15 protein-coding genes are annotated in these 17,726 nt (G+C 63.4%); 6 read left to right on the top strand and 9 right to left on the bottom strand.

Annotation, left to right across the window (positions count from 1 at the left end; genetic code table 11):
- The first annotated feature begins 67 nt into the window (after positions 1 to 67).
- Positions 68 to 562 (top strand): SprT family zinc-dependent metalloprotease, encoded by a 495-nt coding sequence (locus tag IRZ56_RS18390; protein ID WP_196146240.1) that lies wholly within the window; start codon positions 68 to 70, stop codon positions 560 to 562.
- A 209-nt stretch (positions 563 to 771) separates the two neighbouring features.
- Here IRZ56_RS18390 and IRZ56_RS18385 read toward each other — a convergent pair whose 3' ends face one another.
- The 4 genes from IRZ56_RS18385 to IRZ56_RS18370 all read right to left on the bottom strand — a co-directional run bounded on the left by IRZ56_RS18385 (position 772) and on the right by IRZ56_RS18370 (position 5,228).
- On the bottom strand, positions 772 to 2,094 hold the full coding sequence (locus IRZ56_RS18385) for a dicarboxylate/amino acid:cation symporter (protein WP_196146239.1): 1,323 nt from the start codon (positions 2,092 to 2,094) through the stop codon (positions 772 to 774).
- Positions 2,095 to 2,471: 377 nt separating this feature from the next.
- Complete coding sequence (locus IRZ56_RS18380; protein WP_196146238.1) at positions 2,472 to 3,818, bottom strand: ATP-binding protein; 1,347 nt, start codon at positions 3,816 to 3,818, stop codon at positions 2,472 to 2,474.
- Positions 3,815 to 4,492 (bottom strand): response regulator, encoded by a 678-nt coding sequence (locus tag IRZ56_RS18375; protein ID WP_196146237.1) that lies wholly within the window; start codon positions 4,490 to 4,492, stop codon positions 3,815 to 3,817. The genes IRZ56_RS18380 and IRZ56_RS18375 overlap by 4 nt, the downstream gene beginning before the upstream one ends.
- Before the next feature lie 133 nt (positions 4,493 to 4,625).
- Positions 4,626 to 5,228 (bottom strand): outer membrane beta-barrel protein, encoded by a 603-nt coding sequence (locus IRZ56_RS18370; RefSeq protein ID WP_196146236.1) that lies wholly within the window; start codon positions 5,226 to 5,228, stop codon positions 4,626 to 4,628.
- A 134-nt stretch (positions 5,229 to 5,362) separates the two neighbouring features.
- On the opposite strand from IRZ56_RS18370, the gene IRZ56_RS18365 reads away from it, so the two are divergent.
- Together IRZ56_RS18365 and IRZ56_RS18360 are read left to right on the top strand one after the other, a co-directional pair.
- Positions 5,363 to 6,154, top strand: coding sequence for a dienelactone hydrolase family protein (locus IRZ56_RS18365; protein ID WP_196146235.1), 792 nt, complete (start codon positions 5,363 to 5,365; stop codon positions 6,152 to 6,154).
- A gap of 58 nt (positions 6,155 to 6,212) precedes the next feature.
- Positions 6,213 to 6,914, top strand: a complete 702-nt coding sequence (locus tag IRZ56_RS18360) for a 4'-phosphopantetheinyl transferase family protein (RefSeq protein WP_196146234.1) — start codon at positions 6,213 to 6,215, stop codon at positions 6,912 to 6,914.
- A gap of 3 nt (positions 6,915 to 6,917) precedes the next feature.
- Here the strand turns inward: IRZ56_RS18360 and IRZ56_RS18355 are convergent, their stop codons facing one another.
- Positions 6,918 to 8,522 (bottom strand): ATP-binding protein, encoded by a 1,605-nt coding sequence (locus tag IRZ56_RS18355; RefSeq protein WP_196146233.1) that lies wholly within the window; start codon positions 8,520 to 8,522, stop codon positions 6,918 to 6,920.
- On the bottom strand, positions 8,519 to 9,232 hold the full coding sequence (locus IRZ56_RS18350) for a response regulator transcription factor (RefSeq protein ID WP_196146232.1): 714 nt from the start codon (positions 9,230 to 9,232) through the stop codon (positions 8,519 to 8,521). The genes IRZ56_RS18355 and IRZ56_RS18350 overlap by 4 nt, the downstream gene beginning before the upstream one ends.
- A 683-nt stretch (positions 9,233 to 9,915) precedes the next feature.
- Here IRZ56_RS18350 and IRZ56_RS18345 point away from each other — a divergent pair.
- The 3 genes from IRZ56_RS18345 to IRZ56_RS18340 all read left to right on the top strand — a co-directional run bounded on the left by IRZ56_RS18345 (position 9,916) and on the right by IRZ56_RS18340 (position 14,901).
- The gene (locus IRZ56_RS18345; RefSeq protein ID WP_196146231.1) at positions 9,916 to 12,795 is read left to right on the top strand and encodes a ribonucleoside-diphosphate reductase subunit alpha; all 2,880 of its coding nucleotides are present in this window, start codon (positions 9,916 to 9,918) and stop codon (positions 12,793 to 12,795) included.
- A gap of 162 nt (positions 12,796 to 12,957) precedes the next feature.
- A complete protein-coding gene (locus IRZ56_RS23250; protein WP_268867039.1) occupies positions 12,958 to 13,092 on the top strand; it encodes a hypothetical protein in 135 nt (44 codons plus the stop codon).
- Between the two features lie 555 nt (positions 13,093 to 13,647).
- Positions 13,648 to 14,901 (top strand): ribonucleotide-diphosphate reductase subunit beta, encoded by a 1,254-nt coding sequence (locus tag IRZ56_RS18340; RefSeq protein ID WP_084858667.1) that lies wholly within the window; start codon positions 13,648 to 13,650, stop codon positions 14,899 to 14,901.
- 172 nt (positions 14,902 to 15,073) lie between these two features.
- Here IRZ56_RS18340 and IRZ56_RS18335 read toward each other — a convergent pair whose 3' ends face one another.
- The 3 genes from IRZ56_RS18335 to IRZ56_RS23185 form a co-directional block, all read right to left on the bottom strand.
- Positions 15,074 to 15,625: a UPF0149 family protein gene (locus IRZ56_RS18335; protein WP_196146230.1), complete on the bottom strand. Its 552-nt coding sequence runs from the start codon at positions 15,623 to 15,625 to the stop codon at positions 15,074 to 15,076.
- A 140-nt stretch (positions 15,626 to 15,765) separates the two neighbouring features.
- Entirely contained in the window at positions 15,766 to 17,409 is a 1,644-nt protein-coding gene (locus IRZ56_RS18330) for an acetolactate synthase large subunit (protein ID WP_196146229.1), read from the bottom strand.
- Between the two features lie 136 nt (positions 17,410 to 17,545).
- Positions 17,546 to 17,726, bottom strand: a 181-nt coding sequence (locus IRZ56_RS23185; RefSeq protein ID WP_230381379.1) for a hypothetical protein, incomplete at its 5' end; no start/stop codon positions are given.

The following is a 17,726-nucleotide window of genomic DNA, read 5'->3' as shown; positions in this document are numbered from 1 at the left end:
TGACCGGTGGCTCGGCAGGCACGGAGCGCTTGCGGCATAATGGCCCGGCCAGGAGAACCACCCCGCCATGCCCGAGCTGCTCAAACAACGCGTCGAAACCTGTTACCAGCAAGCCGAAGCCTTCTTCAAACGCCCCTTCCCCCGCCCGGAAGTCAGCTTCAAGCTGCGCGGCCAGAAGGCCGGTGTCGCCCATCTGCACGAGAACCTGCTGCGCTTCAACCTGCAGCTGTACCGCGAGAACCAGGAAGACTTCCTGCGCCAGACCGTGGCCCATGAGGTCGCGCACCTGGTCGCGCACCAGTTGTTCGGCGACCGTATCCAGGCCCATGGCGAGGAATGGCAGTTGATCATGCGCGGGGTCTACGAGCTGCCCCCCAATCGTTGTCACAACTATGAGGTTCAGCGGCGGGTGGTGACGCGCTACATCTACCGTTGCCCGTGCCCGGAAAGCGATTTCCCGTTCACGGCCCAGCGGCACAAGCTGGTGCGCCAGGGGCGACGCTACTTGTGCCGGCGGTGCAGGGAGATTTTGGTGTACAGCGGCGAAACCCGCGTCGAATGAAGCACCGCTATCGCGGGGCAAGCCCGCTCCCATAGGTGCCCCGCTGCTCTGTCATTCAGCGAGGGACCTGTGGGAGCGGGCTTGCCCCGCGATAGGGCCGGCACAGACACCATAGGCATAAAGAAGGTTAATGCCTGTGGGGCGCTGCGCGCCCATCGCCGGGGGGCCCGGGGCCCCCCGGCGATGGGCTGCATAGCAGCCCAAATGAATCAACGCGCCGGGCCTTCGGCCACACCCAGGTCGTCGACCGGGCGGGCGTCGGCCAGCGGCGCGCCGCCGGAGGCCAGCTCGGCCTGCAGCTGGTCGGTATCCAGTTCATTGACCCACTTGGCCACGACCACGGTGGCCACGGCGTTGCCGATCAGGTTGGTCAGGGCTCGGGCTTCGGACATGAAGCGGTCGATACCCAGGATCAGCGCCAAGCCCGCAACCGGCAGGTGGCCCACCGCCGACAAGGTGGCAGCCAACACGATGAACCCGGAACCGGTGACACCTGCAGCACCCTTGGAGGCAATCAGCAGCACCAGCAGCAGGGTGATCTGGTGGGTGATATCCATGGTGGTGTCGGTCGCCTGGGCGATGAACACCGCGGCCATGGTCAGGTAGATCGAGGTGCCGTCCAGGTTGAACGAGTAGCCGGTCGGGATCACCAGGCCCACCACGGACTTCTTGGCACCCAGGCGCTCCATCTTGGCCAGCATGCGCGGCAGCGCCGACTCCGAGGAGGATGTGCCGAGCACGATCATCAGCTCTTCACGGATGTAGCGGATCAGCTTGAGTACGCTGAAGCCGTGGAAGCGGCAGATGCTGCCCAGCACCACCAGGATGAACAGCAGGCAGGTGACATAGAAGCAGATCATCAGGTAACTCAGCTGCACCAGCGAGCCCACGCCGTACTGGCCGATGGTGAAGGCCATGGCGCCGAAGGCACCGACCGGAGCCAGCTTCATGATCATGTTGATGATGTTGAACATCACATGGGCGAAGCGGTCGATCAGGTCCAGCACCGGCTTGCCGTAGCTGCCCAGGCGGTGCAGGGCGAAGCCGAACAGCACGGAGAACATCAGCACCTGCAGGATGTCGCCATTGGCGAAGGCGCCGACCACGGTGTTGGGGATGATGTTGAGCAGGAAGCCGACGGTGGTCTGCTGTGCGCCGGCGGCGGCATAGGCGGCCACACTGCTGGCATTCAGAGTGCTGACGTCGACGTGCATGCCGGCGCCCGGCTGGACCACGTTGACCACCACCAGGCCGATGATCAGGGCGATGGTGGAGACGATTTCGAAGTACAGGAGCGCGTAGCCGCCGGTCTTGCCGACCGACTTCATGCTCTGCATGCCAGCGATGCCGCTGACGACGGTGCAGAAGATGATCGGGGCGATGACCATCTTGATCAGTTTGACGAATCCGTCACCCAGGGGTTTGAGGGCGACGCCGGTTTCCGGGTAGTAGTGACCGAGCAGGATACCGATGGTGATGGCGACCAACACCTGGATATACAGCGATTTGTACAGCGGCTGACGTGTCGTCATGGCTCATTTTCCTCAAGTGTGCCAGGCCCACCCTTCCCAGGGTGTCGGGGCACCTAAAGCGCGAACCCTCCTGCACCTGGAGGGATTTGTCGTTGTGGTCGAGCTGCCTGGGCAGGCCGATGCCAGGTCAATAGCAAGGCCGATGCCAATGTGCTCACAATGGGTGCAAGGCCCGTGTTTCAGGGCTTTTCTTGCCCAAAGGTTGGGCAGTCACGCAGGAGGGAGTTGGCGGGTTTCCGCCCGCTGGCAAGTTTGGAACGAGGGAGATGGCGGGAATCCGCCCGGCTGGTGTTGAGTTCATCGCGGGACCAGCCCGCTCAGGGGCGCTGTCAACCTTGGGAGCGGGGGGCCGGCTCGCCCCGCGATGCAGACAACGCTCAGTCCAGGTGGAAGACGATTCGAAAGGCCGCGCCGCCCAAGGGCGAGTCGTCCAGGCTCAGCTCGGCGTCGTAGCTGTCGATGATGTCCTTGACCACCGCAAGACCAATGCCCTGCCCTGGGTGCTGGCGATCGAGCCGCTCGCCACGTTGTAGAATGCGTTCGCGCTGGTCGGCCGGCACTCCGGGGCCATCGTCCTCGACGCACAGCGCCAGTTGCCCAGGAGCTTGCTGCAAGCTCACCCGCACCTGGCCGAGGCTCAAGCGGTAGGCGTTTTCCAGCAGGTTGCCGAACAACTCCAGCGCAGCGCCCTGCTCCATCGGCAGCCAGGCACGCTCGGGAACGTCCAAAGTGACCGCCACGCGCTTGTCGCGGTAGACCTTGTCCAACGTGCTGCACAGGCTGTCGAGCACCGGCCGCAGTTGCACCCGGTGACGCACCAGGCCGCTCTTGCGTAGGCTGGCACGCTGCAGTTGGTAGTCGATCTGCTGGCTCATTCGCTCGATCTGGCTTTGCAGCACCCGCGCCTGCTCGCGCTCGCTGCTGCCCTGCCCGAGGCTTTCGCCGACCCCTTGCAGCACCGCAAGCGGGGTCTTGAGGCTGTGCGCCAGATCATCCAGCGAGTCGCGGTAACGTTGGCGCTGCTCGCGCTCACTGCGCAGCAGGCGGTTGAGCGAGCCGGTCAGGCGCAGCAGCTCGCGGGGGTGTTCGCGGCTCAGGCCATCGCGCGCGCCCGCCTCCACTTCGTCCAGCTCCACGCTCAGCCGGCGCAGCGAGCGCAGCCCCCAGGTCAGGCCGGCCCAGAGCAACAGCATGAGCACCAGCAATGCGGCACCAAAGCCCAGGTAGAGTTTTTCCTGCAGGCCATCGAGGGTGTGCTGGTAGTCGCGCACCGGTTGCAGGGCGACGATGCTGTAGGCCGCGCTCTTGCCGCCGAGCAGCTTGATCTCCACGTCGTAGACGAAGTATTCCTCGCCATCGTCCTGGCGGATGCGGTCGAACTCGTTACCGCGCCCGTCATAGCGCGGGTGGTAGTTGATGTGTTGCTCGGAGGTGGCGCGCGAGCGCCATACCAGGTTGCCGTCACGGTCGAAGATATAGCCGCGCAAGCCGGTATAGGGCAGGTTGTAGCGCTCGTCAGGCAGCAGCTCGGGCATCTGCAACTGGCCATGCTCGATGCGCGCCGCGGAAATCAAGGTGGTGACATCCGAAGCCAGGCGCTGCTCGATCGACTCCTGCAAGGCCAGGCTGAAGGCCTTCTGCAAGGCCGGCAGCAGCGCCAGCATGAACAGCAGGGCCAGCAGCGCCGCCGCCAGCATCAGGCGCAGGCGCAGCGAACGGATCATCGGCAGCGCTCGGTGAACAGGTAGCCCAGGCCGCGCACCGTATCGATGGGCTTGAAGCCTCGGTCGCCCTCGAGCTTGCGCCGCAGGCGGCCGACCAGCACTTCGATGACGTTGGGGTCGCGCTCTTCGTCATCGGGGTAGAGCTGTTCCATCAGCCGGTCCTTGGCCACCACCTGCTGGTGATGACGCATGAGGTATTCGAGGATGCGGTATTCGTAGGCGGTCAGGGCCAGGGGTTGCTCATCCAGCGTCGCCTGCTTGCGGTTGAGGTCCAGCACCAGCGGGCCGGCGGCGATGGTCGACTGGGTGAAGCCGCTGGAACGTCGTAGCAAGGCGTTGAGACGCGCCTCCAGTTCCTCGAACTGGAATGGTTTGACCACATAGTCGTCGGCGCCGGCGGCCAGGCCCTCGACCTTGTCCTGCCAGTTGCCGCGCGCGGTGAGGATCAGAATCGGGAAACGCTTGCCCTGGCTGCGCAGCTGGCGGATCAGGTCCAGCCCGCTCATGCCCGGCAGGCCCAGGTCGACCACGGCCAAATCGTGGTTGTATTGCTCGGCCTGGTACAGCGCTTCCTCGGCATTGGCCACCGCCTCGACCACGTGCCCGCTTTCGCTCAGGCGCGTGTACAGGTGATGACGCAGCAGCGCTTCGTCCTCGACCACCAGCAATTTCATGTCACTCTCCTTGCTTCATTGCCTGTCAGCCCCTATCGCAAGACAAGCCCGCCCCCACAGGTGTTGTGAGAGCGGGCTTGTCCCGCGATAGGGCCGGCACAGCATACCAGTGAATGTCCGGCCCCCTGCCAGATCAGAAGCTGTAGTTAGCCGACAGGTAAGTCTGGGCGCTGCTGGTCAGGCGCAGGGCGCCGGCCTTGGCTGCGCCGTGCTCGGCCAGCTCGGTGCTGGCATTGCTGCGCAGGTAACGGTAGCCCAGCTCCACCGAGGCATTGTCGGTGATTTGCTGCAGCACGCCGGCCTGCAGGCCCACGGCGTAACCCAGGTCGGTGTCGCGGCTGTAGCCGGTGGATTCCTGGGTCAGCTTGGTCAGGCCCAGGCTGGCGCCACCGAACAGTTTGGTGGTATCGCCTACCGGCAGGAACCGGTCATAGCTGCCGAGCAGGTTTTCCTGGCGCAGCTTGATGCCGCTGTGGTCACCCGAGACGTTGTCGTAGGTCATGTAGTAGCGGGCGTCGTCGTTGATCTTGCCCAGGCGCACGCCCCAGGTACCGTCCTTGCCGATGATGCCGTCGGTATTCAGATGCTCGGTATTGCGTTGCAGCAAGCCGGACTTGCGTACTTTATCGCTGGTCTGGCCGTAGGTCAGGCTGGCGAAGGTGTCGTCGGCGGCCTGGGCGGTGAGGCTGGCGGCGCAAACGGCCATGGCGACCATCAGGGTGTTGAGTGCTTTCATGGGTTTGGTACTCCAGTTGGATGCGTTGTTTCGGTCTGGGGGCTAGAGTAGGGAGGACGCCCTGAACCGCCGCTGAACCCTGGCTGAACCCTGGCTGAACGAGCCCGCCCTTTACCGAAAAGGAGGTACCGACCATGCGTTCCCTGCTTGCCCTGGCCTTGTTATGCAGCACCACCCTCGCGCAGGCGGCTGTGCAGACCCGTGAAATCCCTTACCAGGATGCCGACGGCCAGCGCCTGGTGGGCTACTACGCCTATGACGATGCCCTCGATGTTAAGCGCCCGGGTATCGTCGTGGTGCATGAATGGTGGGGCCTGAACGACTATGCCAAGCGCCGTGCCCGGGACCTCGCCGCCCTCGGCTACAGCGCCCTGGCCATCGACATGTATGGCGATGGCAAGAACACCGAGCATCCCCAGGACGCCCAGGCCTTCATGGCGACCGCGATGAAAGACCCCAAGGCGGCCGCCAAGCGTTTCGATGCCGGCCTTGAACTGCTCCAGCTACAGCCTTACACCGACAAGGACAAGCTCGGCGCCGTCGGCTACTGCTTCGGTGGCAAGGTCGTGCTCGATGCCGCACGGCGCGGCGAGCCTCTTGCCGGCGTGGTGAGCTTCCATGGCGCACTGGCCACCCAGACGCCTGCCACACCCGGCAGCGTCAAGGCCAAGGTGCTGGTCGAGCACGGCGCGGCCGACAGCATGGTCACCGAGCAGCAGGTGGAAGCATTCAAGAAGGAAATGGATGCGGCGGGGGCCAGTTTCGAGTTCGTCAGCATTCCAGGGGCCAAGCATGGGTTCACCAACCCCGATGCCGATCGCTTGAGCCATGGCGGGCATGGTGGGCCGGATATCGGCTACAGCAAGGCGGCCGACGAGAGTTCGTGGGCGGATATGCAGGCGTTTTTCCAAAAAGTGTTCGATTGAGGATTACCGGGGCCGCGTCGCGGCCCCAAAATGACCGAGCGCTGGCACAATAGCCGCCATGACCAGACTTCCTACCTGCTGCACCCCACCCCAGCACCACTGGCCCCTGCCCCGCCCAGTCCCAGGCGCGGTGCTGGTCAGTTGTACCTTCGACCCCAGCCGCCTGGCCGTGGACGACTTCCAGCGCGCCGATGTCGAGCAGAGCGCCAGCCTGCAACGCTCGGTGGCCAAGCGCCAGGCCGAATACCTGGCCGGCCGAGTCTGCGCCCGCACCGCGCTGCAGCAACTGGACGGGCGCGACTACGTGCCGGGTACCCATGAAGACCGCTCGCCGATCTGGCCGACCGGCATCCACGGCTCGATCACCCATGGCAAGGGCTGGGCGGCGGCAGTGGTGGCCGCCGACGGCGATACCCAGGGCCTGGGCCTGGACCAGGAGACCCTGCTCGATGACGCGCGCGCCGACCGGCTGGCGGGGGAAATCCTCACCCCGCCGGAGCTGCAGCGCCTGGATCGCAACCAGCTCGGCCTGGCCGTTACCTTGACCTTCTCGCTCAAGGAAAGCCTGTTCAAGGCGCTCTACCCCCTGACCCGGCAACGTTTCTATTTCGAGCACGCTGAACTGCTGGAATGGTCCAACGACGGGCAGGCCCGGCTGCGCCTGCTTACCGACTTGTCGGCTCAGTGGCGCAGTGGTCGAGAGCTCGAAGGCCAGTTCAGCGTTCGCGATGGCGCCTTGCTCAGCCTGATCAGCGTATAGGGTTCAGGATAGCGCCCGGGTGCTGGGCCAGCTAAGACTGAAACACGCCCCGCCCAGCGTCTGGCTGCGCCCCACCATCGCCCGCCCGCCATGCCAGTAGATGATCCGGCGCACGATCGACAGGCCCAGGCCATGTCCGCCGGAGGCGCGGGTGCGGCTGTCGTCCAGGCGGGTGAACGGGGTGAAGATGCGATCCCACACGCCCTCGGGGATCCCTGGCCCATCGTCCTCGACATCGATCCGGCAGTGCTCCTGCCCCAACTGGTAGCTCAGCCGCACCTCGCTTTCGGCGTGACGCATGGCGTTGCCCACCAGGTTCTGCAGGGCGCGATGCAGGTAGCGTGGCTCGGCCTCGACCCAGGCGCCGCCCGCCTGGCCACCCTGGCATGCGCCACGCACCACCTTGACCTCGGCGCGCAGGGGCGAGAGTTCCTGGATCACCCGCGCCAGCAAGGCATCGAGGTCCACCGCCTGGAACTTCAGCGCCGGCGTGCCCTGTTCCAGGCGGGCGTAGGTCAGCATCTCGTCGACCAGTTTGTCCAGGTCCTGGATGTCGCTGTCCATGCCGGCCAGGTGCTTGGCCCTGGCCTGCTCGGTGTCGGCGCTCTCGATCATCTCCAGGCCGAAGCGCAGGCGCGCCACGGGGGTACGCAACTCGTGGGACACGGCCCGGACCAGCTCGCGCTGCATGGTCAATGACCGCTGCAGGTGCTCGGCCATGCCGTTGAAGGCTTCGGCCAGACGCCCCACCGAGTCGGCATCGCCGGCCGGCACGCGGGTGTCCAGGCTGCCCTGGGCCAGGCGCGTGGCGGCGACTTCGAGCCCCGACAGGCGCCGCTCCAGCTGACGCACCAGCAGGTAGACCACCAGGCCGATCAGGCACAGGCCAAGGAAGGCAATGAGGATCAACAATTGTGGCGGATACGGGTTGAGCTGGTACAGCGGCCCGATCTCCAGCACCCAGGGCGACCCGGTCAACCCTGAGAAGACGCGCATCGAGTCGCCATCCTTGCCCAGCGCCATCACCGTGTCGCCTTCCTCCACCCGCCGCCGCTGGTCATCGTCCAGGCCGACCCGCTCCAGGCGTTGCAAGGCGACATTGAAACCGAAGCCTTTGCTTTCCTTCAGCTCGGCCAGGCGCCGTTGCTGCTCGGTCACCGGGTAGCGCACCAGCTCGTCCGCCAGCAGGTAGAGGGTGGCGCGAGCAAGCTGTTCGCTGACCTGCTTGACCTCGGCCACCAGCAACTGTTCTTCGCTGCCGATCTGGCGCAGCACCTGCACCGCATGGGGGCCGGTTTTTTCCACCACCACCAGCCCACGTCGCAGTCGCGCGCGCTGGCTGCCGTCGAGCGTGAAAGCCGATGCTGGCTGCACGTCCAACGGCACGCCGAGCAAACGTTCCCAGATCAACAGCGAGCGCTTGCGCTCCACCGGGTCCTGCACGGCCAGGTTGTCGGCCATCAGGCTGAACGTGCCCTGGGCCAACCGCTCGCGGTGCTGCTCGGCTCGCACCTGGTTGACCAGGTGCAGGCTGAGCACGCCGAGTATCGCCACCAGCACCAGCACGGCCAGCATGCCGCCATAGATGCGCAGGAAGATCGAATTCATGGCACCGCGGCCTGGGCGGCCTCGCCGACGAACAGGTAACCCTTGCTGCGCAAGGTTTTGATCAAGCGGGGGTGGATCGGATCGTCACCGATCTTGGGGCGGATCTTTGATATGCGCACATCGATGGAGCGGTCCTGGCCGTCGTAGCCCACGCCGCGCAGGGAGGTGAAGATCTCCTCGCGCGACAACACCCGGCCAGCGTGGCTGGCGAGCAGCCAGAGCAGGTCGAACTCGGCGCTGGTCAGGTCGATCGCCTGCTCGCCCAGCCAGGCTTCGCGCAGGCGGCTGTCGATACGCAAGGCGCCGAAGACCAGTTCCTGGCGCTTGGCTTCCGGTGCCTCGCTGCGCCGCAACAGGGCGGTGATCCGCGCCAGCAGCACGCGTGGGCGCACGGGCTTGCAGACATAGTCGTCTGCGCCCATGTCCAGGCCCTGCACCTGGTCGAGCTCGTCGCTGCGGGCGGTAAGCATGAGAATCGGGCCTGCGTACAGGCCACGCACGCGCCGGCAGATGCTCAGGCCGTCTTCGCCGGGCAGCATCAGGTCGAGGATCACCAGGTCTGGCTGGCTGTCGATGATGCGCCGCGCGGCCCGGCCACCATCACTTTCCACCGCGACCTCGTAACCGTTGGCCTGCAGGTATTCGGCAGTGAGCTCGGCCAGGCGCTGGTCGTCCTCGACGATCAAAATCCGGTTGCTGGGCTGGTCCATGAATCGCCTTTGCTGTTTATTCTTGTTCTGGGGCTGCCGGTGGGTTGGCGGTGCCGCGTAACCAAAAGGCAACAATGCCTGCCGATACTACGTGCCGCACCCCGCCCTGCCAACCATGCCAAGCCGCCTGTCGCAGGGCCTGGATCGAAGCGTGTTTCGTGATAGGGTTCGCACCCGAAAAAATCCGCGATAGGGCATCGGGACGCAGAAAAAAAGTGAAGGCCAGCTAGGACAAGGCCTACAGCGCATACCCACGGATCACACACAAAGTACGCACAAGTTATCCACAGACGCCCGCCTTGCAAAGCCCCCAAGACCGCATTATCTTGTATCCCCATCGCAGCGAACCACTAGATATTGGGTTTGGCCCACTATCGCCAACACCAGTCGGCACAGAAATTCAAGCGATTTTTCTGGCCGAACTAAACGTGGTTTCACCAGCAAACCGCTCCAGCGGAAGCATTGAGAGCAACAGCTTTGGCCCCAGCGCCAAGAGCATTTGACTTCGGCCAGGGAGCGGCAGGTTATTGCCCCTTATTCCTGAGTCTGTCCCGAAGTCGGTATACCCGAGCGGGCGGACGCGCGTGCATGTGCGTCCCCCGCTCTGGCCACCAGGCTAGTGGATGGAACGGTGGGCGCCCAAAAGGCGCCTGAACATATAGAAACTGTGGAGACACCCACCCATGCAAACCGACACAACTCGCGAGAACCCGCAGGCGAAGGTGCCGCAGGCCGCCGATTCGAACCAGGATCTGGCTGCTACCGCTCCGGGCCAACTGCGCGTGATCAAGCGCAACGGCACTGTCGTTCCCTACACCGACGACAAGATCACCGTTGCCATCACCAAGGCGTTCCTCGCAGTTGAAGGCGGCACGGCCGCTGCCTCGTCGCGCATCCATGACACCGTCGCGCGCCTGACCGAGCAGGTCACGGCGACCTTCAAGCGTCGCATGCCGTCGGGTGGCACCATTCACATCGAAGAAATCCAGGACCAGGTCGAATTGGCCCTGATGCGCGCCGGCGAGCAGAAAGTCGCCCGCGACTACGTGATCTACCGCGAGCAACGTGCCAAGGAGCGCGCCACCCGCGCCCACACCGACGCCGTGGTCGAGCCGCACCCGAGCATCCGCATCACCCTGGCCGACGGCAGCCTGGCGCCGCTGGACATGGCGCGCCTGAACACCATCATCAGCGAAGCCTGCGAAGGCCTGGCCGAGGTCGACGGCGAGCTGATCCAGCGCGACACCCTGAAGAACCTGTACGACGGCGTGGCCATCAAGGACGTCAACACCGCCCTGGTAATGACCGCCCGTACCCTGGTCGAGCGCGAGCCGAACTACTCCTTCGTCACCGCCCGCCTGCTGATGGACACCCTGCGCGCCGAAGCGCTGGGCTTCCTGAACGTCGCCGACAGCGCCACCCACCACGAGATGGCCGAGCTGTATGCCAAGGCCCTGCCGGCCTACGTCGAGAAAGGCGTCGAGTTCGAGCTGCTGGACCCTGCGCTGAAGGGCTACGACCTGGAGCGCTTGGGCAAGGCCATCGACCACGAGCGTGACCAGCAATTCACCTACCTGGGCCTGCAGACCCTGTACGACCGCTACTTCATCCACAAGGATGGCGTGCGCTTCGAGCTGCCGCAGGTATTCTTCATGCGCGTGGCCATGGGCCTGGCACTGCAGGAGAAGGACAAGGAAGCCCGTGCGATCGAGTTCTACAACCTGCTGTCCTCGTTCGACTACATGGCCTCCACCCCGACCCTGTTCAACGCTGGCACCCTGCGTCCACAGCTGTCGAGCTGCTACCTGACCACCGTGCCGGACGACCTGTCGGGCATCTACAAGGCCATCCACGACAATGCCATGCTGTCGAAATTCGCCGGTGGCCTGGGCAACGACTGGACCCCTGTGCGCGCCCTGGGCTCGTACATCAAGGGCACCAACGGCAAGTCGCAGGGCGTCGTGCCGTTCCTGAAGGTGGTCAACGACACCGCCGTGGCGGTCAACCAGGGCGGCAAGCGCAAGGGCGCTGTCTGCGCCTACCTGGAAACCTGGCACCTGGACATCGAGGAATTCCTCGAGCTGCGCAAGAACACCGGTGACGACCGTCGTCGTACCCACGACATGAACACCGCCAACTGGATCCCGGACCTGTTCATGAAGCGCGTCTTCGACGACGGCAAGTGGACCCTGTTCTCGCCTTCGGAAGTGCCTGATCTGCACGATCTGACCGGCAAGGCCTTCGAAGAGCGCTACGAGTACTACGAAGCCCTGACCGAGTACAACAAGATCAAGGTGTTCAAGGTCGTCCAGGCCAAGGACCTGTGGCGCAAGATGCTGTCTATGCTGTTCGAGACCGGCCACCCGTGGCTGACCTTCAAGGACCCGTGCAACCTGCGTTCGCCGCAGCAACACGTGGGCGTTGTACACAGCTCGAACCTGTGCACCGAGATCACCCTGAACACCAACGCCGACGAAATCGCGGTGTGCAACCTGGGCTCGATCAACCTGCCGAACCACATCAATGACGGCAAGCTCGATACCGCCAAGCTGGCGCGTACCGTCAAGACCGCCGTGCGCATGCTCGACAACGTGATCGACATCAACTACTACTCGGTGCCCCAGGCGCAGAACTCGAACTTCAAGCACCGCCCGGTCGGCTTGGGCATCATGGGCTTCCAGGACGCGCTGTACCTGCAGCACATCCCGTACGGCTCGGACGCTGCAGTCGAGTTCGCCGACAAGTCGATGGAGGCCGTCAGCTACTACGCCATCCAGGCTTCCTGTGACCTGGCCGACGAGCGCGGCGCCTACCAGACCTTCGAAGGCTCGCTGTGGTCCAAGGGCATCCTGCCGCTGGACAGCCAGCAGATCCTGATCGAGGCCCGTGGCGCCAAGTACATCGACGTCAACCTGGAAGAGTCCCTGGACTGGGCCCCTGTCCGCGAGCGCGTCAAGAAAGGTATCCGCAACTCGAACATCATGGCCATCGCGCCGACCGCGACCATCGCCAACATCACCGGCGTGTCGCAGTCGATCGAGCCGACGTACCAGAACCTGTACGTCAAGTCGAACCTGTCGGGCGAGTTCACCGTGATCAACCCGTACCTGGTCCGCGACCTGAAGGCCCGCGGCCTGTGGGACTCGGTCATGATCAACGACCTGAAGTACTACGACGGCTCCGTCCAGCAGATCGAGCGCATCCCGCAAGAGTTGAAGGACCTGTACGCCACCGCGTTCGAAGTCGAGACCAAGTGGATCGTCGATGCCGCCTCCCGTCGCCAGAAGTGGATCGACCAGGCCCAGTCGCTGAACCTGTACATTGCCGGCGCCTCGGGCAAGAAGCTGGACGTGACCTACCGCATGGCCTGGTACCGTGGTCTGAAAACCACCTACTACCTCCGTGCCCTGGCTGCCACCAGCACCGAGAAGTCGACCATCAACACCGGCAAGCTCAATGCCGTTTCCAGCGGCGGCGACAGCGCCCCGGTCCAGGCAGCGGGCCCAGCCCCAGTGCCGAAGGCCTGCGCGATCGACGAGCCAGACTGCGAAGCCTGCCAGTAACACCCCATGCCGCAAGGGCGCCTTCGGGCGCCTTTTGCGGCATTTTTGTATCCGCGTCATCGAGAGGTCGTGCCCCCTGCACACCTCGTTCGCCAAGGGATAAAACAGCCAGACCCGGTGCTACCCGGCGCCGGGCCTCTATCCCAACAAGGAAGGCAAACGATGGCTCGGAAGAAAACAGCAGTACGCAAGATAGGCCGCAACGCCGAAACCGGCCGTTTCACCACGGTCGAAGAGGCGCGCCAGCATCCAAAGACGCACATCGTCGAAACACTGCGTCAACGGTGTAGCCAGTGAAATAGCGGCCAATCGCCGGCAAGCCGGCTCCCACAGGTACGGTGTAAAGGCTGCACCTGTGGAAGCCGGCTCGTCGGCGATTGGCCGCCAACCTGCCTTTTGCCAAAACACCATATCCTGTGCCAACAAAATTAAACTGGCACAACATATAGGTTAGAGCTACACTTTCCCTCCGTAGAAAACGACACGAAATTCGTGAACGGAAACGCGCATTCACCGGTCGAAAAAATACAATCGTCCGCATGCTGCACGTCCCGATCCCTAGCGGATTCCGTTATAATTCGCCCCCCTCGAAAAAGGGTTCAGACAATGATCCGCTGCCTGACACAAGCCAACGTCAAGCGCTTGGCCGGCCCGCACTTCATGTCGTTGCACTACACAATTCGCATGCCCTGGCCCCTCCTCCGGGGGTTGGCCAGGCATGAACATATTCAGATGTAAACGAGAGTCAGCCTCTCGAGCTGTCCTATCGCCGTAACGGCCTTGCGTACAGGCATCACTTTCTTAAAATCCAACCGGTTGCCCCGCGCAACCCTCTAGCAGGAGCCAGGAACCATGCTGAGCTGGGACGAATTCGACAAGGAAGACGGCGAAGTCGCCGCCAAAGGCAACGCCGCTGCACAAGGCAACGCCGCTGCCGCCACCCTCGACAAGCTGGACAGCGCCGGCGACGCCGCCGCCCAGGAAGCCCGCGTAGCCACCGCCGACGACTCCGACGCCGTCAAGCGCGCCAAGGCCGCCCTGAACGAACTCGACATCGCCGAAGGCCTGGCCGAACTGGAAGGCTCGTCCGCTCGCGTGCGCGTCGACGAGAAGCGCATGATCAACTGCCGCGCCGACCTCAACCAGCTGGTGCCGTTCAAGTACGACTGGGCCTGGCAGAAGTACCTCGACGGCTGCGCCAACCACTGGATGCCGCAAGAGGTCAACATGACCGCCGACATCGCCCTGTGGAAGAGCATGGACGGCCTGACCGAGGACGAGCGCCGCATCGTGATGCGCAACCTCGGCTTCTTCTCCACCGCCGACTCCCTGGTGGCCAACAACCTGGCCCTGGCCGTGTACCGCCTGATCACCAACCCCGAATGCCGCCAGTACATCCTGCGCCAGGCGTTCGAAGAGGCGATCCACACTCACGCCTACCAGTATTGCATCGAGTCGCTGGGCATGGATGAAGGCGAGATCTTCAACATGTACCACGAGATCCCATCGGTCGCGAAGAAAGCCGCCTGGGGCCTGAAGTACACCCGCGCCATCTCCGACCCGGAATTCAACACCGGTACCGTCGAGACCGACAAGGAGCTGCTGCGCAACCTGATCGCCTACTACTGCGTCCTGGAAGGCATCTTCTTCTACTGCGGCTTCACCCAGATCCTGTCCATGGGCCGCCGCAACAAGATGACCGGCGTCGCCGAGCAGTTCCAGTACATCCTGCGTGACGAGTCCATGCACCTGAACTTCGGCATCGACGTGATCAACCAGATCAAGATCGAGAACCCACACCTGTGGGACGCCGCGATGAAGGAAGAAGCGACTCAGATGATCCTGCAGGGTACCCAGCTGGAGATCGAATACGCCCGCGACACCATGCCACGCGGTGTACTGGGCATGAACGCGGCGATGATGGAGGACTACCTCAAGTTCATCGCCAACCGCCGCCTGACCCAGATCGGCCTGAAGGAAGAGTACCCAGGAACGACCAACCCGTTCCCATGGATGAGCGAGATCATGGACTTGAAGAAGGAGAAGAACTTCTTCGAGACTCGGGTTATCGAGTATCAGACCGGTGGGGCGTTGAGCTGGGACTGATTGTCCGAGCCCGTCATGAAGAAGGCTGCCATTTGGCAGCCTTTTTTGTTTCCTCGTGGAAAGTATCCATCGTGAGACTGCTGGGGCTGCTACGCAGCCCATCGCGGCACAAGGCCGCTCCTACAGGGAACGGTGACGTCTGTGGGAGCATGGAAATACCGGCCTTATCGCGTCAGTTTCGCTGCTTGAAATACCGATACAGGCTACGCGCGGCCTCTACGACCTGAGGGACGCACGCTTGATGTTCGTCGAAGCTCATGGAGTCGAGCAGTTCGAAGTTGTCTTCCAGGCCGTGCAGCGAAATGGCCTTGAGCAGCCGGTCCTGTTCGGGCGGCAACGCGTCCCAGCCCGCGACTTGTGTGCCGCGCATGTAGCCGAAGCACCATTCTTCCAGGATGATCGCCGGCCCCTCCTCGCCTTCGCTCTCCTCGAACAGCGGCTCGAAGTGGTCGAGATGCTCGGCCAACTCGTCAGCTCTTTGCTGGTAATAACGCAGCATCAAGGCGGTGTAGGCCTCTTCATCGGCCGGCTTCTTGAACTTGGGTACCTTGCCGCCAGAAATGGCCGGCAGCCATTGTTCGGGAAGGATGCTGATCGGGGAACTGGCCAGGGCAGTGAAGAAGCCATCGAGCTCGGCCAGGTTGAGCACGGAGAAGTCATTGCCGTAGGTGATCAGCAGGTCTTCCAGACGGTCGAATTCTTTATCGCTGAGCGCAGGGAACATGGGTTACGTCCAAAGGATATTTGGATGCACCCTAACACATGGGGGGATGGGTTGACTGGATAATGACAATCGCGGGCAAGCCCCACCAGGCCTGTGATGTACCTGTGGGAATAGGCCTGCCCGCGATCTGGGCTCAGGCGTTATACCGCCAGCGCGCGCTCACGCAGCTCCTGGTTGAGGATGCGGTCGTTTTCGCTGTAGTCCACTGGGCAGTCGATCACGTGCACACCAGGGGTCTTGATGCAGTGCTCGAGCAGCGGCAGCAGGCCTTCGGCGCTTTCCACGCGGTGACCATTGGCACCATAGGCTTCGGCGTATTTGACGAAGTCCGGGTTGCCGTAGTCCAGGCCGAAATCGGTGAAGCCCATGTTGGCCTGCTTCCAGCGGATCATGCCGTAACCGTCGTCACGCAGGATCACCACGGTGATGTGCATGCCCAGGCGAACCGCAGTTTCCAACTCCTGGCTGTTCATCATGAAGCCGCCGTCGCCGCACACCGAGATCACCGGGCGGTCCGGGTAGACCAGGTGTGCCGCCATCGCCGACGGCAGACCTGCGCCCATGGTCGCCAAGGCGTTGTCCAGCAGCACGGTGTTAGGCTTGTGGGCCTTGTAGTTACGGGCGAACCAGATCTTGTAGATGCCGTTGTCCAGCGCGACGATGCCTTCGGACGGCAATACGCGGCGGATGTCGGCAACCAGGCGCTGCGGGTAGACCGGGAAGCGGTCGTCGTCCTTGCCTTCTGCGATCTGCGCTTCGTTGGCTTCGCGGATGGCCAGTAGGCGGGTGAAGTCCCAGTGCGAGGTGTCACCCAGGCCTTCAGCGATCTGCCAAACGGCGTTGGCGATGTCGCCGATCACTTCGATCTGCGGGAAGTACACGGCATCGACTTCGGCGGAGCGGAAGTTGACGTGGATGACTTCGGTACCGCCGCGCACCATGAAGAATGGCGGCTTCTCGATGACGTCGTGGCCGATGTTGATGATCAAGTCGGCCGCTTCGATGGCACGGTGGACGAAATCACCGGACGACAGTGCAGCGTTGCCGAGGAAGCTCGGGTGGCGCTCGTCCACCACACCTTTACCCAGCTGGGTGGTGACGAACGGGATGCCGGTCTTGTCGATCAGTTGCTTGAGAACCTTGGCGGTCATCTTGCGGTTGGCACCGGCGCCGATTACCAGGATGGGGCTGCGGGCAGTGCGCAGTTTCTCGATGGCGGCTTCGATGGCCACGTGCTCGGCCAGCGGACGGCGGTGCAGGCTCGGCTGGATCGGCATGGCATCGGTCTGCTCGGCGGCGATGTCTTCCGGCAGCTCAAGGTGCACGGCACCCGGCTTTTCTTCTTCAGCCAGGCGGAAGGCTTCGCGCATACGGGCAGGGATGTTGTCGGCCGAGGCGAACTGGTGGGTGTACTTGGTGATGGGGTCCATCATGCCGCACACATCGATGATCTGGAAACGGCCCTGCTTGGACTTCTTGATCGGTTTCTGGCCGGTGATCATCATCATTGGCATGCCGCCCAGGTAGGCGTAGGCACTGGCGGTCACCAGGTTGGTGGCGCCGGGGCCCAGGGTCGACAGGCTGACACCGGTCTTGCCGGTCAGGCGGCCATAGGTGGCGGCCATGAAGCCTGCGGATTGCTCGTGACGGGTCAGGACCAGCTTGATCTTCGACTTGCGCAGGGATTCCAGCAGGTCGAGGTTCTCCTCGCCGGGAATGCCGAACACATACTCGACACCTTCGTTTTCCAGGCATTGCACAACGACATCGGCGGCCTTGGCCATCTTGCTTGCTACCTCAAATGATAGGACGGTGGTGAAGTCCAGGAATGCGCAGCACGGTACGCTGGCATCGCTATGTCCGCAGGTAAGGATCCACGGAACCTAAGCCTTGACGTAGGCTGTATGCAGGAAAGTCACGTCAATTATCGGCATTAATTGTCGCAGCTGTTGGCGAGAAGATAAGCGGCGGATTGCGCAAAAGAGATTTGCTTAAGAGAAACACGGGCCCTGTAGGAGCGGCCTTGTGCCGCGAATCGGGCGCGCAGCGGCCGTAGACCCCGGGCGCGGTTATCAGACCCGGAAAGACAAAACCCCTACCT

The organism is Pseudomonas guariconensis, from assembly GCF_015680235.1.
Taxonomy (GTDB): Bacteria; Pseudomonadota; Gammaproteobacteria; order Pseudomonadales; family Pseudomonadaceae; genus Aquipseudomonas; species Aquipseudomonas guariconensis_A.
Note: the sequence above shows the minus strand (reverse complement) of the source record. Positions and strands in the feature narration are given on the sequence as shown.

What these genes read in the sequence shown, in the direction of transcription:
- IRZ56_RS18390 (WP_196146240.1), top strand. Translation starts at nt 68, where the DNA reads ATGCCCGAGCTGCTCAAACAACGCGTCGAAACCTGTTACCAGCAAGCC.
- IRZ56_RS18385 (WP_196146239.1), bottom strand. Translation starts at nt 2,094, where the DNA reads ATGACGACACGTCAGCCGCTGTACAAATCGCTGTATATCCAGGTGTTG.
- IRZ56_RS18380 (WP_196146238.1), bottom strand. Translation starts at nt 3,818, where the DNA reads ATGATCCGTTCGCTGCGCCTGCGCCTGATGCTGGCGGCGGCGCTGCTG.
- IRZ56_RS18375 (WP_196146237.1), bottom strand. Translation starts at nt 4,492, where the DNA reads ATGAAATTGCTGGTGGTCGAGGACGAAGCGCTGCTGCGTCATCACCTG.
- IRZ56_RS18370 (WP_196146236.1), bottom strand. Translation starts at nt 5,228, where the DNA reads ATGAAAGCACTCAACACCCTGATGGTCGCCATGGCCGTTTGCGCCGCC.
- IRZ56_RS18365 (WP_196146235.1), top strand. Translation starts at nt 5,363, where the DNA reads ATGCGTTCCCTGCTTGCCCTGGCCTTGTTATGCAGCACCACCCTCGCG.
- IRZ56_RS18360 (WP_196146234.1), top strand. Translation starts at nt 6,213, where the DNA reads ATGACCAGACTTCCTACCTGCTGCACCCCACCCCAGCACCACTGGCCC.
- IRZ56_RS18355 (WP_196146233.1), bottom strand. Translation starts at nt 8,522, where the DNA reads ATGAATTCGATCTTCCTGCGCATCTATGGCGGCATGCTGGCCGTGCTG.
- IRZ56_RS18350 (WP_196146232.1), bottom strand. Translation starts at nt 9,232, where the DNA reads ATGGACCAGCCCAGCAACCGGATTTTGATCGTCGAGGACGACCAGCGC.
- IRZ56_RS18345 (WP_196146231.1), top strand. Translation starts at nt 9,916, where the DNA reads ATGCAAACCGACACAACTCGCGAGAACCCGCAGGCGAAGGTGCCGCAG.
- IRZ56_RS23250 (WP_268867039.1), top strand. Translation starts at nt 12,958, where the DNA reads ATGGCTCGGAAGAAAACAGCAGTACGCAAGATAGGCCGCAACGCCGAA.
- IRZ56_RS18340 (WP_084858667.1), top strand. Translation starts at nt 13,648, where the DNA reads ATGCTGAGCTGGGACGAATTCGACAAGGAAGACGGCGAAGTCGCCGCC.
- IRZ56_RS18335 (WP_196146230.1), bottom strand. Translation starts at nt 15,625, where the DNA reads ATGTTCCCTGCGCTCAGCGATAAAGAATTCGACCGTCTGGAAGACCTG.
- IRZ56_RS18330 (WP_196146229.1), bottom strand. Translation starts at nt 17,409, where the DNA reads ATGGCCAAGGCCGCCGATGTCGTTGTGCAATGCCTGGAAAACGAAGGT.